This is a genomic window from Robertmurraya kyonggiensis, from assembly GCF_005116465.1.
Classification (GTDB): domain Bacteria; phylum Bacillota; class Bacilli; order Bacillales; family Cytobacillaceae; genus Robertmurraya; species Robertmurraya kyonggiensis.
The window spans coordinates 71,372-94,134 of the sequence record NZ_SWBM01000006.1 but is presented as its reverse complement, the minus strand read 5'-3'; the positions used below and the strand labels follow the sequence as shown (position 1 = coordinate 94,134).

The following is a 22,763-nucleotide window of genomic DNA, read 5'->3' as shown; positions in this document are numbered from 1 at the left end:
AAAAAGGGTCATAGTATGGTATTGTTTACCATTTATAACCCTTTCTTGCTCTTTACTTTCTTATATACTATACAGGAATATCTTCCTCGATTGGTTGTGGAATATTTTCTAAATCGATCATATAGTCTCCGAAACGTTTTATATGCCTAGTCAGATAAGGGCTAAGCATGACAATATCTTCTTTTGAAAATACATAGCCTTCTTTAGAAAGTTCCCACAAAATAAGTGTTATATCACATACATTTTGGAATATTACTGCGTTGGCAACTAAATCATTATATTTAATTCGCTTTTCTTGTTCTTCTGGATCATTTTCTGAAATGATCCCATCGCCACCAAAAAATAGCCATTTGGAAAAGCCGTTATATGCTTCGACTTTGTTTGTACTAGCACCAATTTGCTCTCTTAGTTTTATATCAGAAATATATTTAAGCAAAAATACAGTTCTTACAATCCTTCCTAATTCCCTAAAAGCTTGATATAATCGGTTTTTTCTACTATAGTTACTTAGTTTTCTAAGTAGTGTAGAGGGTAATATTTTACCAGCTTTTATAGAAAGAACCACTTGGAGCAGATCTTGCCAGTGTGTTTCAATTAGGTCCCAGTCAACGGTATCACTAAACAACTGATCAATGTGGTGATATTTTGTGTCCTTATCAGCCCTGTAAAATTTTAAATCCTTCCAATTTCGAATACGAGGCATTAAATTAATCCCCAATAAATGTGCAAGTGCAAAAACAGGCGTTGATTGACCTTGCGTATCAGCATGTAACGTATCGGGCTGAATGTCTGATTTATTTTTCAGCAAACCATCAATAATATAAACTGCTTCCCAAACTCCACATGGAATGAAGTGACTAAAGAGTGCAATATAAGTATCTGAAACATGATGATATGCAATCCCCCCATAACCTCCGTATCGAATGTGGTATTCAGAGATTAAGTTTTCTTCGTAGAGATCAAATTTTGTTCCATCTGCAGCAGCCGTTTTTCCATCACCCCATAGTCTAGGCAAACTAAATTGATTGTATTGATTTAAAATATTACGAATAGCTTCGTCTATTTTAGATGCATTAATATGTCGCCGATTTACAAATGAAATCATGTGTGGGGTTACTGCTTTTTTCATGTGCTTAGAAGTCTGTGTTGGTCCTAAATTACATCCGTATCCAAAAGAAGTAATGATATAACGTTCCATTGCATTTTCAAGCTTAGGATCTGAACCAGATAATGGTCCAAAATGCCGTGTCCAATTTGTCCAATGTTCTACATTACAAAGAATATCTAAGACATTTCGTTCAGGTAACCGTTGAGAAATAACTACCTCTAACGCCTTACTTGTCTGAGGTTGTTCTTTTCTCATTATTTTTCTCAACGTTGGTTCTCCATTTTCATTAATGATTACCTGGCCGTTATCAGGGTAGTTTAAATCTACTTTTTGTGCAGTATCTCCTAGCCAGAGCTTTAATTGTTGAACAAAATCCCCTGAATTTGAAGAAAAGCCAAGTTCCTTACAGTATTCATCTACCATAGGTTTACACTCATCCCAAGAAAGGAGCTGTTCACGGTAATCAGCAAAATTCTCTGATCCTTTTACACAAAGGTCTCCCGTTTTTAAATCGCTTGCAAGATAGGAAAAAATACAGATTTCAAGGTGTTTACGATGGATTAAGTTATTTTCTTTAGGTACATAAATCGTTTTTTTCCACTGTTCACTAGCAAATGAAAGATCCAAATCTATTTGTAGCTTTACAATTTTTCGGTTCTCATTATCACGTAAAAATTGTAAAGCTTCTAAAAGTGATTGATCCTGTGTGGTTGAATTAATTTCAATCATACTAATCAATCTAAAAAGAGTTTTCCTGTGGCTTTTATAGAACTTCCATAAAAGAGGAAGGTAGTTATTGCCATTATATGATGAAATTGATTCACAATCTTCTTTTAATGCGTCGATACCACCTCTTCTCCCTAATAACTCCCTTATTTTCTGACCAGTCAAGGTATCGTTCTCATTTATACTTGTGGCATTTAAGACTTCCGCCAAAACAGATATAAGATTTTCAGTTTTTGATCTATGTTTTTCTCGAAGAAGTTCTAGCTCCTCTTTGCCTTTGTTATGTATAGTTCTGACTCTTTTGAGAAACATCTCTACCAAACTATCTATAGCTGAAATTTTTGAGCGATAAATCATACAAAGTAGCAGCATATATCTTTTAGCTAAATTAAAGTCTTTTAATTCTGATGCATCAAGCGCTTTTGCTTCTAAAGCGAAGTGTTTAATTTTTAAATTTGGAATATCCTCTAGTAAGCTATCAATTTCTTCTATAAAATCAGTTAACAGAAGTAACCTATTTTGTATTTCTTTCATATGCGAAAGTGTTGCGCTTTTTGGAATTTCTTTTAATAAGTTATATTCAGAAGTCCGATTATCATTTTTAGTAACTAGTAATTGATCTAATTTTCGCTCAATTTCAGGAGTCAATTTTGAAAATACTGAATTAAATAACTGGTGATTCACTAATGTTCTTATACGACGAGCCAATCGATCTAATGTACTAAAAGCAGGTAATTCACACCTTTCTTTTATTAATATTTCAATGGATACGTTGATAAGATCGGCTGGATTGTCCATTACCTGTGTAGCCTTATAAATTGAAGTAGTTGCAATATGTAAGGCTTCTTTTCCATAAGGACGTACATTGAGGTAATCTCTAATTGCTTTTTGATGTCGGTAAATTGATTTACTATTGTAATTCGGTTCAACACTAGCAGAGAGATTCAAACAGGTCCGAATATGAATCATGATCTCTACAGGAATATCTTTCGGTGGAGGAAAGTAACCAAGTCGTTGGAAAGACTTTAACATAACTAATAGACTTAGAACTGAAACAGGTCCTCTAGCAACTTTATGCGCAAATTGGTTTTCTTCAGGTGTAGGGGAGTAAACATCACGAAGTTCTTTTGAAGTAGGACGTTTTTTAAATCTTGGATAAGCCGTACGTTCTATAGATGACAAATTACCAACTCCATTCAAATTAAGTTGGGGGTGGTGACAGAGTAGCTGCCCTAGTCCGTCACATAATTCCCTAAAAATATAAGAGATTATTAATTTGCTTCTACTAGTTTTCTTTTATTAATCGCTCGATATAATGATCCCTGTGAAAGTCCTGTACCTTCTACAATTTCTTTTACCGAGTATTCTTTACTGTCATACATCCTCAAGGCTATTTCAATTTTCCCTTGATCCACTTTAGGCCTTCCTAGTTTTTTTCCTCTTCTTTTACTCGCTTCTAACCCTTCTTTAACTCTTTCTACAATTAAATTTCTTTCTAACTCTGCGATGACACACATCATTTGAAACATGGCTTTTCCCGTTGATGTTCTTGTATCCATGTTCTCCTTAATAGAAACGAACTTTACACCAGTATCCTCGAATTGCTGAATAATAGAAAGAATATCAAGTGTTTTTCTCCCTAAGCGTGAAATACTTTCTACTACAACGGTATCACCTTTCCTTATTACATCTAGCAATGAGTTAAGTCCATCTCTATCCTTTGTAGTCCCAGTAAATTTCTCTTGAACCATTTTTTCACAGCCGTACTCAGAAAGTAATATAATTTGTCGGTCTAAATTTTGGTCAACTGTCGAAACTCGAGCATAACCGATTATCATAAAGAAGCCTCCTGCACAATTTAATAATCTAATTGTACAAGAGACATCATTTTTGTAAAAGTATTTGGTAAAACTTTTGGTAATTATTTTTGGTAACCTATAAAATTAGTAAAATCAAGCATCAGTATTTCTCATAAATATTGTTACAAAAAATATGGTTTTTGGTAACAATCTTTTTATTAATACAAAACCAATCAGATATAATTATTTTGATAAACGCTCCATGAGAGTAGCTTTTTCTGCTTCAAAACCAGGTTTGTCAAGTAAAGCAAACATATTCTTCTTGTATGCTTCGACTCCAGGCTGGTCAAATGGGTTAACTCCTAATAGATGGCCACTAATCCCACATGCCTTCTCAAAAAAGTAAACCATCTCACCGTAAGTGTATTCATTCATTTCATCCAGTTCAATCACGAGATTAGGTACTTCTCCATCTATATGGGCCATAAGGGTACCCTGAAATGCACTTTTGTTGACTTCATCCATCGTCTTACCTGCCAGGAAGTTTAATCCATCAATATTTTCTGGATCCTCCTGAATAGTCACTTCAATTCGAGGTTTCTTAATCTGTAAAACCGTTTCTAAAAGGTTTCGTCGACCTTCTTGTACATATTGCCCCATGGAATGCAAATCCGTTGAAAAATCAACGGAAGCAGGGAATAGCCCCTTTTGATCTTTTCCTTCACTTTCCCCAAACAGCTGCTTCCACCATTCCGATACGTAGTGAAGGGAGGGCTCATAGTTAACAAGCACTTCAATTGCTTTTCCCTTATTGTAGAGTACATTTCGGACCGCAGCATACTGATAGCTCTCATTTGTCAATAAATCAGGATTGTTGTATTTACGGGCTGCTGCTGCTGCCCCTTCCATCATATGATCAATATCAAGTCCTGCTACGGCAATTGGTAAGAGACCAACTGCTGTTAGCACAGAATACCTTCCACCTACATCATCCGGAATAACAAACGTTTCATATCCTTCTTTGTCCGCAAGCTTTTTTAATACGCCTTTTTCCTGATCTGTAGTGGCAAAAATACGTTTTCTCGCCTCTTCTTTTCCGTATTTTTTCTCCATATAGTCACGAAAAATACGGAAAGCAAGGGCTGGCTCTGTCGTTGTTCCTGATTTGGAAATGACGTTAACAGAGATATCTTTCCCCTCTAATAGTTCAAATAAATGAGATATATAAGTAGAACTGATATTGTGACCGGCAAAATACACTTTTGTCTTATCGTTCATTTGGTTATGAAAGCTATGGGACAAAGCTTCTATAGCTGATCTTGCACCCAAATACGAACCACCAATACCAATTACAACCATTGCGTCTGAATGTTTCTTGATTCTTTCAGCAGCTTGTTTAATTCTTTCAAATTCACTCTTATCATAGTTTAGTGGCAAATCGACCCAACCAAGATAATCAGAGCCGGGGCCTGTTTTTTCATGTAGCATTTTATGAGCCACTTTTACAAATTCACTTAGATTATCTACTTCACTCTTTTTCATAAATGCTAATGCATTGGAGTAATCAAACGAAATAGTCATACATTACTTCCCCTTTCAATCAAATTTAGCTTAGCTGCTTCAATCGGAGATCCTTCTCCGTAAAAAAGATCTCTCGGCATAGTAAAACGTTTCATGTTAGTGCATTCTCCTTTTCTACAGTATATAAGGGAAGTTTTTAAAAACACATTTAAACTCCCCCTTTTCAATTTTGAAAAATCCTTAGTGGGACCGTGTAATTATCAATAGCGTACATTAAAAGATAGTTAGTATTAAGAAAACTCAATGGTCCCTCTCTACATCGGCACTTAGTATGTCTTCTGTTTTGATTTCAAGTAATATTTCCAAGAATCTTATCGTTCCTAATACTTTTCGAGTGTCTCCCTCATTTTGAACATTCTCCATTTTCTTTTGTTGGATCAGTTCACTTATTACTTGCTTGAAAGCATTGGTTTTTATAAGCCATTCTCCAACCAGTAGCTTAGTTGAGTCTCTCTCGTGTTCGGTTTTGACAGCAAATAAACTTTCGGTATCTGTCTCTCTTAACGTGATTGAATTAAAATCTTCGCTCATTTGAATCCGAAAATAATTCCTTTCACTATCATAATATTTTCCGTCCCTTAGAAGAAAATACTCTATCCCTAATACTATTTCATAAAAGGGCTCATTATCTGATGGAGAATGGAGTTCTTTTACTTCGATATTCTTCACCATGTCTAAATAGGTTTCTAAACCATATTGTGTGTTAATGATTTTTGCATCCAATACGTTCATGATGTCACACCTCAATATTGTTTTATTTTTTTGGCTCTGTTAAACTTGTCTGTTGGCTCCAGGTGCTCGCTTTCCGCGGGCGAGCCGGGAGCCTCCTCGGCGCTGTGCGGCTGCGGGGTCTCCCTTGTCATGTTTTTCCCGCAGGACGTTGAATCATCATCCGTGAATAGGCACCGCACGAGAAAATGTGAATGCATTTTCGAGGAGTCTCGCTCCTTCCGCTTCAATCAACATAGTTAGCACTATCAACGACTTAAGTAAATCTACCAATTTTTGGGATATACCAAACTAAAAATCCAATGAATTTCCGGCTCATTTTAACGAAAGACATATACAGCAGATGACTTTATGATTTTTCCACAGCATGTCCGCCAAATTCATTACGAAGGGAAGCTACCACTTTACCTGTAAATGTATCATTGTCTAATGAACGGTAACGCATTAGTAAAGACATAGCGATAACAGGGGTAGCTGTTTGAAGATCCAAAGCGGTTTCAACTGTCCATTTCCCTTCCCCAGAAGAATGCATAATGCCCTTAATTTCATCTAATTTTGCATCTTTAGAAAATGCGCGTTCTGTCAATTCCATGAGCCATGAGCGGATGACAGAACCGTTATTCCACACCCGTGCCACTTTTTCATAGTCAAAATCGAAATCGCTTTTTTCCAGGACTTCGAATCCTTCACCAATGGCGGCCATCATTCCGTATTCTATTCCATTGTGGACCATTTTTAAGAAGTGGCCACTACCAGATTTCCCAGCATATAAATACCCATTATCTACAGCTGTATCTCTAAAAATCGGCTCGACAATGCTCCATGCTTCAGGATCTCCACCAATCATATAACAAGCACCATAGCGAGCACCTTCCATCCCCCCAGAAGTACCGGCATCCATAAAGCTCACTCCAACTTTCTTCAACTGTTCGTAACGACGAATGGATTCCTTATAATGCGAATTACCAGCTTCAATGACGATATCTCCTTCACTTAGAAATGGTGTGATTTCACTAATAACTGAATCAACGACTGAGTGTGGGACCATTATCCAAACAACTCGTGGCTTTTCTAATGATTGAACAAGATCTTGTAAACTGGATGCTCCTTCAACTCCGTATTTTTTAATTTCTTCAATAGTATTTGTATTTAGATCAAACGCCATTACACGGTGTTTATTGTCAATTAAGTTTTTTCCTAAGTTCATACCCATTTTCCCTAATCCAATTAATCCTACTTTCACTTGAGTTTCCTCCTTTAAATTACAAAAAATAGCCTGTATTATTATGCTACCCATTTGTTGTTCTTCATGGTCTCCTTATGGAACCATAAGGATTCAACAAATACTTTAAGTTCCTTGGGTAAATCGCGTAACAATTATCTGTCAAATCCAACCTCGGTTTGCTCTCTTCATACCAATAGCCTTCCAGGGAGGTGCGGATTAAACTCCCCCCCTAGTTTCCCACCATTTAAAACCATCCTCCTCCAATAATTGCGAAGCAGCTTGTGGCCCCATCGAACCGGCTTGATATAGGTGGAGTGGAAGGGCATTTTCCTCAAACGCCTCTAAAACGGGCTGTACCCATTTCCAAGATAATTCAACTTCGTCCCAATGAGCAAAGAAGGTAGAGTCCCCACGCAGAGCATCAAATATTAAGAGTTCATATGCTTCGGGCACGTCTTTTTTACTCGCTGAAAAATCAACAACAATAGGTTCTAATTTTCCATTTATCGGGTTTTTACTATTTAACTGCAACGAAACACCTTCATTAGGACTTACATTAATAACTAATAGATTGGGTTCAGCATTTTGGATTTCATTGGTATACAAATTCTTTAATGGGTTTTTGAATTCAATCACAATCCGCGTTAATTTTTCCGTCATTCTTTTTCCTGTCCGGATATAGAATGGGACCCCGTCCCAGAAGGAATTATCAATCCATAGACGAGCAGCGACGAATGTATCGTTTTTAGAAGAAGCATCAACGCCAGGTTCTTCTAAGTATCTGACTACTGGTGTACCGTTTATTTCACCTGATCCATATTGGCCACGAACGACGTGGATACCTACAGTATTTTTCTGTAATGGTCGCAGAGATTCCATAACTTTTCTTTTCTCATTACGGATATCTTTTGCACTAATCTGTTTTGGGAGATGCATGGCTGTCATCATCAACAGCTGTAGCATATGATTTTGAACCATATCACGAATAGCGCCTGCTTGGTCATAATAACCAGCCCTCTCTTCTACACCAACCGTTTCACTAGCCGTAATTTGCACATTGGCAATAAACCGATTGTTCCAAAGTGATTGCAGTACAGGATTGGCAAATTCCAAGGCTTCAAGGTTTTGAACCATTGGTTTTCCGAGATAATGGTCAATCCGAAAAATTTCGTCTTCTTCAAAAGCTTTGCTTAATTTTTCGTTTAAATCTTCAGCAGATTTTAAGTCATACCCAAATGGTTTTTCGATAATCAATCGTTTCCATCCCTTTGTCGAACCTAAGCCACTCTTCTTTATGTTTAAAGCAATTACATCAAAGAATTCAGGAGCAACAGAAAGATAAAACATTCGATTCTCTTCAATACTCTGGTCTTTTTCATTTTGTTGAACGACTTCAACTAACTTCTTATACCCTTCAGCATTCGTGAAATCTAATTGGCAATAACGAAATGCCTTTACAAACTCTTGTTTTTCGGATTTATCATTTATCAAGTGTCTAGAAAAAGTGTATAGCGAGTCTGTTACATGGTTTTGAAAATCAACATCAGACATTTCGTCTATTCCTACACCAATGATCAAAAAAGAATCTGGTAATTTTTGATTCAAATATAAATTAAACAAGGCAGGGTAGATTTTTCGCTTAGCTAAATCCCCAGTTGCCCCAAATAAGACAAACGTCATAGAATCCACTTTTCATTCCTCCACTTTTTCAAAGCATTTTTAAATGGAAAAATGCCTGATTTTCTTCGTTTTCCCTACAAAACAACAGGGATTTTCGCTATTGCGTTATCCTACTTTTGGATGTAAGATTCGTTTATTTCTCCCAGCTTGTCCGGTAATAATGATATCTCTTAATTGAGAATGTCCACATTTTGGACAGGTTTCATTATTTATGGTGATGGTTAGACATCTTTCACAAACTTTTCGCTGCTTAGTTTTGAACTTTCCCATGCGGACCTCTCCTTTCGTAAAAAGCAACAACATGTATAAATTATTAAATGAAGTTTCACTTCATCTCACCATACTTGTAGCAGTATTCCCTTAAGGTTTGGTAGTATTTTTTAAGCTCGCTATTACTTGAGCAAAATCAGTATATTACGTATGTTATACTTTTGAAAGTACGCACTTTATTAACATATAGATACATTCGTATAACATAGTGTTAAAAATAATACTATAAACTTGAATCCAATACCAAGCGTGAAAAGCCAAGGACAGCGATTATACAAGATTCGCTGCCCTTGGCTTTTTAGTAACTGATTCTTTTATTAAATGTTGTGTTTTTTCAACCTTTTAAATACGTAGAGATATAAAAAAACACGGACAGCATCTTTATTAAGATAGCTAACCGTGGTTTGTTAGTATATGAACTTTTTTACACTTTTTCGAACCTCTAGGAGAAACTCTTTTTTCTACTGAATAGACGATTTGTTTTCTGTTTCTTTTTCCAATACATTTTCAATATAATCTTTACCCCAGTCATACATAGCATCCAGAATAGGCATCAGACTTCTTCCATACTCAGTGAGTGAGTATTCAACTTTTGGTGGAACGACAGGATAGACTTCACGATGAACAATCAAATGGTCTTCAAGTTCGCGCAATTGATTAACAAGCATTCTTTGAGTGATACCCGGCATGAGGGCCTTTAGTTCACCAAAACGTTTGGTTCCTTCTTTTCCTAGATGCCACAATACCAACATTTTCCATTTTCCACCAATAATCGAAAGAGTCAATTCTTTTTCACAATTAAACACTTTTTCCCCAAGATTCGGCATTCATTTCACCTCCAACCCTTATTATGTCCCATAGTATACTTTTTGTTACTATATGATAAAAAAGTGCATACTTTTAATTTAGTAACATACCCAGTATACTGAGTATCATACCGTTAGTAAATAGCTATCAATTGGATACAATAACACTGTGCAAAAGAAAGCTATACGGCACAATTATACTATTATATAAGGAGCGAGTAATAAATGAAATTACAATTAGCATTAGATCTTGTAGATATTCCAGGAGCCATTGAATTGGTGAAAGAAGTAGAAAATCATATAGATGTTGTAGAAATCGGCACGCCGGTTGTGATTAATGAAGGCCTTAAAGCAGTAAAGGAAGTGAAAGCTGCCTTCCCTAACTTAACTGTATTAGCTGACCTTAAAATCATGGATGCAGCTGGATATGAAGTTAGCCAAGCATCTGCAGCAGGCGCTGACATCATCACCATTCTTGGTACAGCTGAAGACGAGTCCATTAAAGGTGCTGTAGAAGAAGCAAAAAAACAAGGTAAACAAATCCTTGCTGATATGATCGCAGTTAAAGACATTGAAGGTCGTGCGAAAGAACTGGATGAACTAGGAGTAGATTATATCTGCGTTCACACAGGTTATGACCTTCAAGCTGTAGGAAAAAATTCTTTCGAAGACCTTGCAACCATTAAGAGCGTTGTAAAAAATGCGAAAACTGCTATTGCAGGCGGAATCAAATTAGAAACACTTCCAGATGTGATTAAAGTACAACCAGATCTTGTCATCGTAGGTGGCGGTATCACAAGCAAAGACGATAAAAAAGCAGTTGCAGCTAAAATGCAAGAATTGATTAAACAAGGTTCATTATAACTATGAAAACTACTCAATATTTAGCTGAAGTCGTTCAAGAATTAAGTCGGACAGTCGACTTAATCTCTGACGAAGAAGCAGAGAAGTTGGTTAATAAGATTCTGGAATCCAAAAAAATCTTTGTTGCAGGTGCGGGCAGATCTGGATTTATGGGCAAATCTTTCGTGATGAGAATGATGCACATGGGGATCGATGCTTATGTAATCGGTGAAACTGTAACAGCAAATTTAGAAAAAGATGATTTGTTGATCATCGGTTCAGGTTCAGGTGAAACGAAAACCTTGGTTTCAATCGCTGAAAAAGCAAAAAGTTTAGGTGGGACGGTCGCAGCTGTAACGATTTCCCCTGACTCCACGATTGGAAAATTAGCTGATATTATCATTAAATTGCCTGGATCACCGAAAGATCAATCTGAAAGTGAATATAAGACCATACAACCAATGGGGTCACTTTTTGAGCAAACGATGTTATTATTTTATGATGCATTGATCTTGCGTTTTATGGAAAAAAAAGGCTTAGACTCTACTAAAATGTACGGCAAACATGCCAATCTCGAATAGAGTACACTTTAAAAAATATGGAAACATCGTAAAGACCGCATTTATTTCTTTTATGAATTGCGGTCTTTACTGCATATTACAAATAACACAGTCCATACAGGAAAGAAAAAATAGCCTCTGATTCAGTCCCTTCTATGGCCGGATCAGAGATCATTATTGGGTGGGGCACAGCCAAGAATTTAGCCATCACTCACAGTATGAGCCCTATTTGGGTTATCACCAATATTTCACTGGTAGGCCCCATGTCTATATAAGTTTTTTTATGGGAAAATAAAATCCTATTGGCGATGAAAAACGCTTCATAAGTGTAGTAAACAAAACTCTTCGTTTTATAAAACAAAGGAATGAGGTTGAATAAATGGTTCAATTCGGCGTAATCGGTACTAATTGGATTACAGAAAGATTACTTGAAGCAGCAAATGATGTAGAAGATTTTAAACTAACTGCTGTTTATTCTCGCACGATTAGTAGAGCAGAAGAATTTGCAAGTAAATATGGAGTAACAAAAATATTTACAAACCTAAAAGAAATGGCAGTTAGTCAAGAAATTGACGCGGTGTACATTGGCTACTCCCAATTCATATCACGCAGAACAAGCTATTTTATTTTTGCAAAATGGCAAACATGTGTTATGTGAAAAGCCACTGGCTGTTAATGCAACCGAAGTAGCGAGGATGATTCAAGCCGCAAAAGATCATAACGCCCTATTAATGGAAGCAATGAAATCAACCTTACTTCCAAACTTCAAGGTCATTCAAGATAATTTACATAAAATTGGTCCTATCCGTAGATACTTTGCAAGCTATTGTCAGTATTCATCTCGTTATGATAAATACAAAGAAGGAATTGTCCTTAATGCCTTCAATCCAGAGTTTGCGAACGGTTCATTAATGGACCTTGGTGTCTATTGTTTGTATCCACTTATTACATTATTTGGTGAACCAAAAGAAGTGAAGGCAACTGGCATTATGCTTGATTCGGGTGTGGATGGTGAAGGTAGCGTCATCTTAAAATATGATGATAAAGATGCGATTGTGATGTATTCCAAAATAACGAACTCTTATTTACCAAGCGAAATTCAAGGCGAAAAAGGAAGTATCATGATTGATAAGATTCATACGGCTGAAAAAGTAGAAATTCACTACACTGACGGCACGGTTGAACAATTAACAGTCGACCAATCTCATCCAGCTATGTATTACGAAGTGAAAGAATTTATTGAATTAATCAACCGAGGAAAAACAGAGTCTGATACTAACTCATATAAAAATTCATACACCACGATACAAGTGTTGGATAAAGTGAGAGATGAAATAGGTCTTGTATATCAAAGTGATCATAAGTGAAAAAACACAAAAACCCCTACAGCGACTTGTATTATTCTCTTGAGAAATTACGAATCTGGCCTGTTTGTCGAAGAATAAAAGAAATCGTTTTAGAACTTACCTAAACTATTTTGCATCCATTCTTTTTTATAAGAGCATTATAGCATTTTCTACCCGGCTAACAAATTTTAAAGGACTTTTGCTTATTATGCAAAGGTTCAATGCTCATTTTTTAAGATGTGTTTCTTCTTATTAATTTGTGATTTAGTTTAAGTATTCCTTAATAGGAGTAGCGACAATGACACTACCCCTATTAGGATCCTACCAACAACCGCACTTTTCTGACCCCACCCTACCCTACAGAGTAAAAAGGGTTGTAAATGTAAAAAAAATCCATGCTATGACCCTTTTTTACAAGTACCTCGGTCGTACCCCAATATGAAGAAACCCAGAGGCATGAGGTCAGTTGACTCGTTATGTGAAGGAGAATCTAAAGAGTATATCGAATGGTTGACTATGCCTACTGTAAATTGGCAGCAAGGAAAAATCCTGAAAATTGCACGGTAGGGATAAGGTTAAATAATAAAATAGAATAAGAGAGGGGCAACTAAAATGTATTTTATTAACGAACAGCATCAACAGAATTATATAAATTTAATGGCGGAATACGAATTAAAAAGGGGATCAGTAGACCGTCAATATGAAGCGAATATATATATAGCAGCGGTACCATATATTTTTGATTTAATTGACCTTGATAAGTTAAATAAGTCCGGCGGGCCTTTGTATCATTTAATGGAATGGGATGAGGAAAAAAAGAAACATGTTCCGGCTCACCCAGGACTCACAGGTTCGACTACGAAGTTATTGACCGTCGGACTATCCTTGTATAATGGCTATCCCACTGACCTGGATTATACGTATTCTCGGGAATTTGCTAACGTAATTATCCAGGCTATTAAAATACGGAATAATTTAGAAAATGCAGCAACTATATTCGAAGATTCTATTCGTGATGATTGATAGCTAATGAGGGATTTTGTTGAATGAATTACAAATCCTAAATAGGAGAGTGAATTTAATGGCAGTATCCAAAGAATCCATGCAAGCACGTGTAAATGAATTAACAGAAGAAATGAATAATGCAATTGAGCAAAAAGAAGTTATTTCTAAATATATAGAAAAACAAACAGAAGAAATCCCTCCAATCGTTGTAGATACTTTGAAAACCAAGATACGCAGATTAAAGATTACAGTCGAGGATTGCGAACTTAGACTTAAAAATTATGAGTAATTTATCGAAAGGTATGGTAAAGATTGAACTGTAAACATTGTGGTAACTACGATTTCATAGTTATAGAGGACAGAAAGGATAAGCACAAACCTAGACAAAAACAATGCACCAAATGTGGTTATCTTTCAATTAGTTTTACCTTTAAAATAAATAAGGACGAATAACAGCATTTATTCGTCTTTTTTTCATTTTATCCGGAAAAATCACACGAGTTCCTGAATTATCAGCTGAAATTTTCCGAACGATCGTAACGCACATTTTCTGGCCATAACCTTTAAACACGAATATCTATTTTGGAATGGAACAAGGAGAGAATTTATTGAATTATTTATTTTTGATAATTGGGGTCTTACCAACAAAACGCGGAAAACATACGCTAAGAGAATTTTGGGAGGAAAAAAGCCGATTTTCCCTACCTAAGGAATCATCGGCCTTTAGTATTATTGAATAAGAGGGCGTAGTGAATATAAACTTGCTACTTTCTTCATATCAAATGTGTATTCGCCAAGAAAATTAATATGTTCCCATCCCAATGGAGAAATATGTTTTAGCAGGTCTTCTCGTAAACTTATATTTGTACACAGCTGCCCTATCTTTTTCAATCCCTAGTCGTACGAGGGAACATCCGCAAGCAGGACAGATTAATGTTTGCATATTTTTCCCTCCTAGAATGATGAATTTTTTTATTCAATACCTCCATGATTTATGGATTTTAACTGTATTTTTGTACTGTTTTTCCGTCTTTAAAGCCTTCAATCGTAGCATCGAATAAATACTCCGGTACCATGGCATATACGGATCGGCTCCTTAGTACAGAAATACCGGGTATTTTTGTAGGTTTTACCACCTTTGCATACTTCGCGTAGTTAGCGGTCAGAGATATAAGAAATCAGGTATAAAAGAGGGAAACCTGTCCTGAGCTGGCCCTGGGTTTCATCTTTCAGACCTGTGGCTCCTTCTGGTATCGTGGTTACTTGCGACTAAATGTCACAGCATGACCCATTGGCAGGTCTAGATTCCTCGTAACGCGTCCCCATTAGGCGACCCAGTTCAAAGGCATCTTCTACAGATAACACTTTTCCCCCTGGATGTTGGTCAAGCCAGTCTTCGGCTGCATTCGGTGAGCTGAAGAAATGGACTTCGTTGCAGAATGCCGTACGAATCGAGGACATATCATCTGGCGTCACGATTGAGACAACGGCAGTGGAAGGTTCCACGCTTACAATGTGGTCCGGTTCCACATTCAACCGTATAGGTTCTCCGGTGCTGTGACAGGGTGACTCGATGTTGACCGAACGACCGATGAGTGCTGGAAATATAAGTGTGTCAAGGGCGCACCAGGCATATAGTTGCTTCCCATCAACCGTAAAGTGGTGAGGGGTAGGGATAAGGGTAAGACCTAAACCAACGACACGGCCTTGTTCGTCGATTTCCACGCTTGGCAGAGACTGGAGAACTTTCTTCACCTCTTCAACAGGTTTTCCGGTCGTTGTCGCCATATCTTCAATGGTGACAGACTCCCCCCCTGCTAGCATTTGTAACAACGGGCGAAACAGCCACTTCATGGATTCTCCTCCCTCTCCCTTGTTCGACTGTTGGTCAAGTCGGGTTACGATTTCCTGAATTTCAGTTTTCATGTCTTTTTCCTCCTTTGTTATTTTTTGTTCCTATTATTATTTTCGATATTACTTTTCATTACCTAAAAACTCCATTTGTTGGACTAATTGACCGATAAAAGCATCCTTTTCATAGCTTGTCTGATTTTTGAAACTTCATGGGCTCTACCCTATGATAAAAATTTTTTCAATTCGTTTCCAAAAGAGAGAGCTTGTTCCAAAGTCATAATTTCCCCTTGCAATTTTGGATGTTCTTCTTTCCACTTGTTTGCATGCTCAACTGAGCTAAAATAGTGAATTTGTTTACATGTTCCTCCGGCCCATGGAGCCTCAGAATCAAACGGCACTGTCCAGATTACTGTTGAATCAGGAGTTGTTTTTGCTAATTTTCCATTTCGGACAGTTACCTCAATCGGTTCACCTGTGTACGCACAACGGGAATGTATATCGACATCAGCAACCAGAGCAGTTGACAGCTCCAATGTCGATATTGCACACCAGGCAAATAAAGTTCGTCCTCCTAAATGAATCTGGTTAGTAGTCGGTATAATCGATAAGCCCAATGCCCCTACTATTTTTTGATCCGCCTCCCGAACGATCATCTGCCGTTGGGCTAATATCTTCACTACTGACTGAACTGTTTTTGTATTAATTCCCGTTTGATTTATTAAAGAACTTTCTGTAACTGCCTGCCCATCACGAATGGAGAAAAAAATTGTCCGAAGAATAGGCACTGATTCTTTAGGCAGCTTAGCTAACAATAGTTCATAAAATTTTTTGAGTTCTGTTTTATTCTTCATTGTTTAAATCCCTCCATTTGATTGAATGCCTCTTTCGGGGAATCAAGGTACGATTCAATGTGTTTACGCAACTTTTGTAGTTCGTTGATTTGTTCGTCTATCTTGGTCAGTTTATCTTTTAACAAATGTTGTAGATGCGGTTCTATCTCCACCGTATTTTTTTCGAAAATCACTATTAAATCTTTCATTTCCTCCAGTGATACGCCTAATGATCGGAGTTGTTTAATACCATTGATACAAAACACATGCTCTTGGTTATAAACGCGGTAATTACCTTCGCTACGCTTTATAGAAGGCAGTATCAATTCCTTTTCTTCATACAGTCGAATGGCTTTTCGACTGACTCCTGTTTGTTGGGCTAGTTGACCAATCGTTAAATCCTCCATTATCTCCCCCCTTTTCGTTAACTGGAAGACCATCACTGAATTAACTAGAGTTTACAACGTTCACCTTAGGGGAAGGTCAAGTGCAATTTTATAATTTAAATACAAAGTTTAATCAGGAGATAGAAGTAACATCATCTTTAAAATGGTGTTATTGCAACATTTCTATAATAAACTCGACATGAAAACCGTTTCCTTGATACTAGCGAGTATTATATGGTAACCCAAGGCTACCTTCGCGAATGGGTTTGCTTGGGGTAATGTAATTTATACATTCAGATTTTAAAGAATCTTCAATTAAAACAACTTATGGAAATCTATCGTCGGGATGTATGCGAACCCAATCTAACAGAGTTATATCAAATTTTAATTCGTCTTGGTTACACTGTTCCAGCTCCATATAATGCTATTTCGGAATCAAAAACAGTTAAGGAACTAGGAGATATTCAAACGCCTGTTTATAGATGACCAGAAGATACTCATTGGACATTATTTCGCCGTACAGGGATTTATGGACTTTGGAATACTGGGGCAATTTCGAGCCATCGAGCAGACGTAAGTGATGCATTTATTCGTAATTATCATCGTGCAAATCGTTGCACCTAGCCACTGACTCAATGGCTGTTAAAAAGGGATTTATTCCTCTGCCACCATTAGTCATTCCTCGATAATTTGTAGAGAAACTCAATCCTTTTTATTAAGTAAGTTTTATAGATTTCAATAGCAAGAAGACTTAACCAAAGTGCACAGATTGTTGACATAATAAACCGTGTAAAACAAATATGCTATATAAATATTTCATTTCCTTAAACAGTTTAAAGTTAATTTGGCAAAGTACGGAAAACCTTATTCATAAAACAGAAAAAAGATTCCTGAGCAATAATCAGGAATCTTTTTTCTAACTTATCCAGCACAGCAAGATAATTTCGAAACATCTTTATCAAAAGTTAGGACAGCCAGCTTCAATCCTTCTGCCATTGTTAGATATGGAGCCATCGTTTCTCTCAGATCTCCAACAGTTAAACCGAATTTCACAGCTAATGTTGCTGCATAAATTACGTCTCCTGCGTTTTCTGCCACTACATGCGCCCCTAACACTTTCAATGTTTTCGCGTCTGCCACTAATTTGAAAACACCTGTTGTTTCCCGATTAACGAGCGCTCTTGGAACAGCATCCAACGGCAATACCGATGTTTTCACTTCATATCCTTTTTCTTTTGCCTGTTGCTCCGTTAAACCAACCGTTGCAATCGATGGAGAAGTAAACGTAACGCCTGGAACCACTTCTAAATTGACCTTTTGATTTAGTCCTCCGATTGCATTACGAGCAGCAAGTCCACCTTCATAAGCAGCTACATAAACAAATTGGGGACCGAGAGTGACATCTCCAGCTGAATAAATTCGGGAATTGGTCGTTTTAAGATAATCATCAATGACAATTTCACCACGGGAACCAACTTCAACGCCTGCTGCATGTAAGTTTAATGATTCTGTATTTGGTTTTCTTCCAGTGGCAATTAGCAATTGTTCTGCTTCAATAATTCGCTTTTTACCATTTATCTCAACATGAACTTTTTTAATGTCTCCATCTTGCTCAACTCGTTCATAGGTTGCACCTGTTACTAAATTAATTCCCTGTTCTGTTAAGGCCTTAGTAATGGCTTCTGAAATTTCAGGATCGTATTCTTTTAATAGACGCTCGCTTCTTTGAATCAAAGTGACTTCTGACCCGAGGTTATGAAATAGTTGTCCTAATTCCATGCCGATATATCCTGAACCAATTACGGTAAGACGATTTGGAACCTTCTTTAATTCCAATAAGCTAGTGCTTGTTAAATAATCTACTTCATCTAATCCGGGAATATTAGGTGCAGTTGAAGAAGCACCTGTAGCTATTAAAAATCTTTTGGCTGTGATTTGATTGCCATTTACTTCAACTGTATTTTCATTTACGAATTTTGCTTCACCTTTTATTAATTCAAAACCATAATCATCAATTAAATTCACATATTTTTCATTTCGCATCTCGGTTACTAAATCATTCTTTTGTTTTACTAATGGCGCTAAATCAACATTTGAAGCCGAAGTGTGTAATCCCACAAATGGATTATTTTTTGCTAGATGATTGATTTCCCCTGCTCTTAATAAGGTCTTAGAAGGAACGCATCCGACATTAACGCAAGTTCCACCCACCGTTCCACGCTCAATCATAGCCACTTTTGCGTTCAAAGCAACGGCTTCAATGGCAGATGAAAAGGCAGCTCCACCAGAACCGATGATGATGTAATCATAATCATAGTTACCTTCATCATTTAAACTTACATCTGTCCTTTTTTCCGATTGCACTTGTATTTCTTCTGCTTCGCCCGGTTGATATTGTGCGTCAGTAATCGCTGTTTTCGCGATATCAATGTCTACATCATACGGTAGTTCAAACAGTGCTTCTCCGCGACGAAAGTCTACTTCAATCCCTTTTGCACCTGCATTTTCAAGAGCAACCGCAATATGTTCTTCACAACCAGTGCAGGTCATTCCTTCAACGTTTAGCCGATATTTTTTCAATAAATTCGTCTTTTGTTCCGATTGAAATTCTTCTGCTTCGCCCGGGTGATAGTTTGCGTCAGCAATCGCATTTTTCGCGTCTTCAACTTTCACGTCATCAGGAAGCTCAAATACAGCTTCTCCACGGCGAAAATCTACTTCAATCGCTTTTGCACCCATGTTTTCAAGAGCGACAGCTACATGCTGTTCACAACCCGAACATGTCATTCCTTGCACGTTCACTCGATATTTTTTCATGGTAAAAATATCCTCCTTTTATTCGACGGGGAGACCCAAGTCTGAAACCTCCGTCTTAATTGCATCTAAATTGGTTTTCGTATCATCAAAAGAAACCGTTACTTCCGCGGTGCTTCCATTAACTTTAATGGCTGTTTTGCCAGCACCTTCAACCTGTGCAATGGCATCTTCCACAACTGATGGCGGGCAGCAATCCATCCCTGCTATAACCATGAATGTCCCCGTCTTCTCAGCTTCAGTAATAGCTTTTACATCCTTCTCTGAATTCATAGCAGTTGTTTTCACTTCACTCTTAGATACTTCAGTTTTTTGGACTTCTTGTTCGTTACTGCATGCACTAACCACTAGCATAAGGGATAGCAACATCATAATCCTGATTATTTGTACTTTCACATAATACACCCCATTTTTTATAGTCAACTTTCAACTGAAAATAAGAAAAGAAACATGGTAAAAACAAGGAACGTTGTAATCCATAAGCCAATGACAGAACTTTTCCTTTTACCCTTTCTTCCATAAACCATATAAAAGGAGTACGCAAGAAGGACAATGGTAACGATGCTGAACAATAACCGATACTTCAACGAGTAGAATGCGATTGCGCCTGCAAACCCAGTGAGTCCAAGGGGAATCAAGATTAGTGGACCCAGGCAACAACCCGCCATAACAAAAGCTGAAAATACAGTGGCTACTTGTGAAACTTTTTCTTTCATGACTTGAACTTCTCCATGCTGCAACAATCATGTGTGGTTGTATCTTTCTTTGTTTCCTCTTTTGTTTCTGGATCAAGTTTTCTCCAGCCCTTGAAAAGAGCGAAAACGAATAACAGACCCATCATGATGAAAATAACATTTTTAAATTCCGTGAAGTATGATCCCAGTGCTGTTCCTGCAATCAACGGAAGTAGTAAAAACAGATGACACGGGCATGTGATGAGTGCGACAAGAAACCAACCTGAACTTTTTATTATGTTTTTCATTTCTGTTTCACCTCTTATTTCTTCATCAGTGTTTCAATAATGGGGCATTCGTAAATATCTTTGTTTTCGGGACATCTTTCTTTAAGATCCATCAGCATTCGTTCAATCCTTTTAAGATCTTCAATTTTACGTTGAATGTCCTCTATCTTCAAAATAGTGAAATCATACATATCACGACACTTCGCTTCATCGCGATCGACAACCCCTAGCAATTTATCAATTTCATTTAAGGTAAATCCTAATTCCTGCATTCGTTTTATGAAATGCAATCGATCGACCGTTTGTTGGGAATACATTCGGTATCCTTTTTCCGTACGTTCAGGCTCTGGAATTAAGCCTAAACGCTCATAATATCGAATGGTCTCCTTGTTAACACCGCACTTGTCAGCCAGTTCTCCGATACGAAATTTCATACGTCTCACCTCACTTACAGCATAAACCACGTACCTTAGTACAGGGTAAATATATAGTTTACTTCATTCATGAGATTTTACTTACCCTTAGAGCCAGATAACGTGCCGCCAAAAACAGCAGCCCCAACCTCAAAGGCTTCCGCAAGAGTCAGCTTGTCCTTCGCCGTTGTTGAATTCTTTTCATTCGCTTTTTGCCAATGTTCCTCAGAACAATAAAATTGAATGGCTGGGCAACAGCTGGTAGAAATGGACGTTGGCTCATTCGATTCGCAAGAAGAATCGCAGCATGCGTTGGTATCGGCAGCATCCGTTGTTCCCAAGCCTACAACCACGGTATCAGGATTGGCAACGGGCATGTTGTTTTTCACATCGATGGTAATCTTTTCACCGCAAAATGCACATTCCGATTCAATAACGGCATCTGTAAACATCGATGGAATGCCAAGGGCATCAATCGCACACATGGAATAAGCTGGCAACATTCCAGCCAATGTAACACGGTGTGGAGTCGGAACTCCTGAAAAAGGATACGCCACGTTCACATCCCCAGAGTTTTGGTCCCAGTGAATTAAATCCAATTCCCTTAAACGTTGAAGAGCAGATTGGACATCAATTTGTTCCTCTGTTGCAGTTAAATCATTGATGTTGACGATTTTTCCCTCAGCCATGAAAAGAAGAATGTCTAAACGGATACTATTTTCTGAAGGAGACAATAAACGGATTTTTCCCTCAAATCCTTCTTCTGGCAAACCAAGTGATTGTAACACCTTGTCCTTTAACGAAGTATTCAAATGATTTTGATTCATGTTGCTGCCTCCTCTATTTGATCTGCAATTATTTACAGGAATTTTTCTTCCTAGTACAGAATAAACCCTGTACCATAGTACAGGGTCAAGTATGATTTATTATTTTATCTTCTAAAACTAAACTATCCCATTAGTTAAGTATAACCTTACCATCTATTCTGAAATTTAACATAGATATCCAATTTTCTTTAAAAGTGTTGTTCCACAATCTGGCCCGATTATTGAACAAAATTAAAAAAGCCATTTAATTCATTAGTTCATGGACAAATCACCATAAACGACCGTTTTTGGTTATGAATAGAGAACTTCTCTAAAAACCTTAAAAACTACTTAAATACATAACCAAAAATATAACCAAAATCAAAAGACCAATATATCTATTTAAAACCCCTTTTTGGTATAGTTAACATATTAGAAAAGGGGAGATTTGTGTTGAAATTTGGATATGCACGCGTAAGTACACAAGATCAATCATTATCATTACAACTCGATGCATTAGCTCACTACGGAGTGGATCAGATTTTTGAAGAAAAAGAATCAGGAAAAATGAAAAATCGACCTCAATTAGATGAACTACTTAAAGTTTTACGTAAAGATGACACGGTCATTGTTTATAAATTAGATCGTATCAGTCGTAGTACCAAACATTTAATTGAGCTTATGGAATATTTCGAATCAAAGGAAATTCATTTTGTTTCCATACAAGACAAGATCGATACCACAACTGCTATGGGACGGTTCTTTTTCAGAATGTTAGCCAGCATAGCAGAATTAGAACGAGATATTATTAGTGAACGAACGAAGGATGGATTGACGGCTGCTAGAGCTAGGGGAAGAAACGGAGGCAGACCGAAGGTTGATTTAAAGAAAATAGAACTTGCTATAAAAATGTATGAAAGCAAAGATTACTCTTTATCTCAAATTAAGACGGCAACAGGCATTGGAGCGACAACCTTATATCGTTATCTAGAAAAGAAAAAAGATATCTAGCAAGGAGTTG

At 37.2% G+C, this 22,763-nt stretch carries 24 protein-coding genes and 3 pseudogenes; 7 read left to right on the top strand and 20 right to left on the bottom strand.

Going from position 1 to position 22,763, the window contains the following annotated elements:
• Positions 1–67 precede the first annotated feature (67 nt).
• From FA727_RS19545 to FA727_RS19515, 8 genes are all read right to left on the bottom strand, one after another.
• A complete protein-coding gene (locus FA727_RS19545; protein ID WP_072501989.1) occupies positions 68–3,016 on the bottom strand; it encodes a Tn3 family transposase in 2,949 nt (982 codons plus the stop codon).
• A gap of 89 nt (positions 3,017–3,105) precedes the next feature.
• A complete protein-coding gene (locus FA727_RS19540; protein ID WP_066154495.1) occupies positions 3,106–3,672 on the bottom strand; it encodes a recombinase family protein in 567 nt (188 codons plus the stop codon).
• Positions 3,673–3,876: 204 nt separating this feature from the next.
• Positions 3,877–5,214, bottom strand: coding sequence for a glucose-6-phosphate isomerase (locus FA727_RS19535; RefSeq protein ID WP_066154493.1), 1,338 nt, complete (start codon positions 5,212–5,214; stop codon positions 3,877–3,879).
• 240 nt (positions 5,215–5,454) lie between these two features.
• Positions 5,455–5,946 (bottom strand): hypothetical protein, encoded by a 492-nt coding sequence (locus FA727_RS19530; RefSeq protein WP_031538332.1) that lies wholly within the window; start codon positions 5,944–5,946, stop codon positions 5,455–5,457.
• Positions 5,947–6,292: 346 nt separating this feature from the next.
• A complete protein-coding gene (gene gnd, locus FA727_RS19525) occupies positions 6,293–7,186 on the bottom strand; it encodes a phosphogluconate dehydrogenase (NAD(+)-dependent, decarboxylating) (protein ID WP_031538333.1) in 894 nt (297 codons plus the stop codon).
• A gap of 198 nt (positions 7,187–7,384) precedes the next feature.
• Complete coding sequence (gene zwf / locus FA727_RS19520) at positions 7,385–8,857, bottom strand: glucose-6-phosphate dehydrogenase (RefSeq protein WP_066154490.1); 1,473 nt, start codon at positions 8,855–8,857, stop codon at positions 7,385–7,387.
• A gap of 96 nt (positions 8,858–8,953) precedes the next feature.
• Positions 8,954–9,118 carry a hypothetical protein gene (locus FA727_RS24150; RefSeq protein WP_153246161.1) on the bottom strand — a complete coding sequence of 55 codons (165 nt, stop codon included), beginning with the start codon at positions 9,116–9,118 and terminating at the stop codon, positions 8,954–8,956.
• Between the two features lie 461 nt (positions 9,119–9,579).
• Positions 9,580–9,945 carry a winged helix-turn-helix transcriptional regulator gene (locus tag FA727_RS19515; protein ID WP_031538335.1) on the bottom strand — a complete coding sequence of 122 codons (366 nt, stop codon included), beginning with the start codon at positions 9,943–9,945 and terminating at the stop codon, positions 9,580–9,582.
• 204 nt (positions 9,946–10,149) lie between these two features.
• Here FA727_RS19515 and hxlA point away from each other — a divergent pair, with 204 nt between their 5' ends.
• The 5 genes and pseudogenes from hxlA (at position 10,150) to FA727_RS19490 (ending at position 13,967) form a co-directional block, all read left to right on the top strand.
• Positions 10,150–10,788 carry a 3-hexulose-6-phosphate synthase gene (gene hxlA, locus FA727_RS19510; RefSeq protein ID WP_066154434.1) on the top strand — a complete coding sequence of 213 codons (639 nt, stop codon included), beginning with the start codon at positions 10,150–10,152 and terminating at the stop codon, positions 10,786–10,788.
• Between the two features lie 2 nt (positions 10,789–10,790).
• On the top strand, positions 10,791–11,348 hold the full coding sequence (hxlB, locus tag FA727_RS19505; protein WP_066154431.1) for a 6-phospho-3-hexuloisomerase: 558 nt from the start codon (positions 10,791–10,793) through the stop codon (positions 11,346–11,348).
• 358 nt (positions 11,349–11,706) lie between these two features.
• Positions 11,707–12,694 (top strand): annotated as a pseudogene (locus FA727_RS19500) (Gfo/Idh/MocA family protein).
• Between the two features lie 591 nt (positions 12,695–13,285).
• Entirely contained in the window at positions 13,286–13,696 is a 411-nt protein-coding gene (locus FA727_RS19495) for a DUF2538 family protein (protein WP_136833193.1), read from the top strand.
• Positions 13,697–13,754: 58 nt separating this feature from the next.
• Entirely contained in the window at positions 13,755–13,967 is a 213-nt protein-coding gene (locus FA727_RS19490) for a hypothetical protein (protein WP_136833192.1), read from the top strand.
• A gap of 440 nt (positions 13,968–14,407) precedes the next feature.
• Here the strand turns inward: FA727_RS19490 and FA727_RS19485 are convergent.
• The 5 genes and pseudogenes from FA727_RS19485 to merR2 form a co-directional block, all read right to left on the bottom strand.
• Positions 14,408–14,533, bottom strand: a pseudogene (locus tag FA727_RS19485) (hypothetical protein); the annotation flags it as partial.
• The gene (locus FA727_RS24480; protein WP_162493026.1) at positions 14,481–14,621 is read right to left on the bottom strand and encodes a hypothetical protein; all 141 of its coding nucleotides are present in this window, start codon (positions 14,619–14,621) and stop codon (positions 14,481–14,483) included. The pseudogene FA727_RS19485 and the gene FA727_RS24480, both read right to left, overlap by 53 nt.
• A gap of 326 nt (positions 14,622–14,947) precedes the next feature.
• Entirely contained in the window at positions 14,948–15,604 is a 657-nt protein-coding gene (locus tag FA727_RS19480) for an organomercurial lyase MerB1 (protein WP_000845541.1), read from the bottom strand.
• 149 nt (positions 15,605–15,753) lie between these two features.
• Positions 15,754–16,383: an organomercurial lyase MerB2 gene (merB2, locus tag FA727_RS19475; RefSeq protein ID WP_000792368.1), complete on the bottom strand. Its 630-nt coding sequence runs from the start codon at positions 16,381–16,383 to the stop codon at positions 15,754–15,756.
• Positions 16,380–16,769 carry a mercury resistance transcriptional regulator MerR2 gene (gene merR2 / locus FA727_RS19470; protein ID WP_000389892.1) on the bottom strand — a complete coding sequence of 130 codons (390 nt, stop codon included), beginning with the start codon at positions 16,767–16,769 and terminating at the stop codon, positions 16,380–16,382. Before merR2 ends, merB2 begins: the two co-directional genes overlap by 4 nt.
• A 306-nt stretch (positions 16,770–17,075) precedes the next feature.
• Here merR2 and FA727_RS24145 point away from each other — a divergent pair, with 306 nt between their 5' ends.
• A complete protein-coding gene (locus tag FA727_RS24145) occupies positions 17,076–17,234 on the top strand; it encodes a hypothetical protein (RefSeq protein ID WP_002020010.1) in 159 nt (52 codons plus the stop codon).
• Between the two features lie 435 nt (positions 17,235–17,669).
• On the opposite strand, the gene merA is transcribed toward FA727_RS24145, so the two are convergent.
• From merA to FA727_RS19440, 7 genes and pseudogenes are all read right to left on the bottom strand, one after another.
• Entirely contained in the window at positions 17,670–19,328 is a 1,659-nt protein-coding gene (gene merA / locus FA727_RS19465) for a mercury(II) reductase (RefSeq protein WP_029343397.1), read from the bottom strand.
• 57 nt (positions 19,329–19,385) lie between these two features.
• Positions 19,386–19,565: pseudogene (locus FA727_RS25485) on the bottom strand (heavy-metal-associated domain-containing protein); the annotation flags it as partial.
• A gap of 18 nt (positions 19,566–19,583) precedes the next feature.
• Positions 19,584–19,958, bottom strand: coding sequence for a mercury resistance system substrate-binding protein MerP (gene merP / locus FA727_RS19460; RefSeq protein ID WP_000867937.1), 375 nt, complete (start codon positions 19,956–19,958; stop codon positions 19,584–19,586).
• A 23-nt stretch (positions 19,959–19,981) separates the two neighbouring features.
• Entirely contained in the window at positions 19,982–20,278 is a 297-nt protein-coding gene (gene merT / locus FA727_RS19455) for a mercuric transport protein MerT (protein ID WP_000660891.1), read from the bottom strand.
• Entirely contained in the window at positions 20,275–20,562 is a 288-nt protein-coding gene (merE, locus tag FA727_RS19450; protein ID WP_254912385.1) for a mercury resistance MerE, read from the bottom strand. The genes merT and merE overlap by 4 nt, the downstream gene beginning before the upstream one ends.
• Positions 20,559–20,957 (bottom strand): mercury resistance transcriptional regulator MerR1, encoded by a 399-nt coding sequence (merR1, locus tag FA727_RS19445; protein ID WP_000672080.1) that lies wholly within the window; start codon positions 20,955–20,957, stop codon positions 20,559–20,561. The genes merE and merR1 overlap by 4 nt, the downstream gene beginning before the upstream one ends.
• A gap of 77 nt (positions 20,958–21,034) precedes the next feature.
• The gene (locus tag FA727_RS19440) at positions 21,035–21,763 is read right to left on the bottom strand and encodes an organomercurial lyase MerB3 (RefSeq protein WP_001073002.1); all 729 of its coding nucleotides are present in this window, start codon (positions 21,761–21,763) and stop codon (positions 21,035–21,037) included.
• Positions 21,764–22,195: 432 nt separating this feature from the next.
• Between FA727_RS19440 and FA727_RS19435 the strand changes: the two genes are divergently transcribed.
• The gene (locus FA727_RS19435) at positions 22,196–22,753 is read left to right on the top strand and encodes a recombinase family protein (protein WP_029343401.1); all 558 of its coding nucleotides are present in this window, start codon (positions 22,196–22,198) and stop codon (positions 22,751–22,753) included.
• Positions 22,754–22,763: the final 10 nt, after the last annotated feature.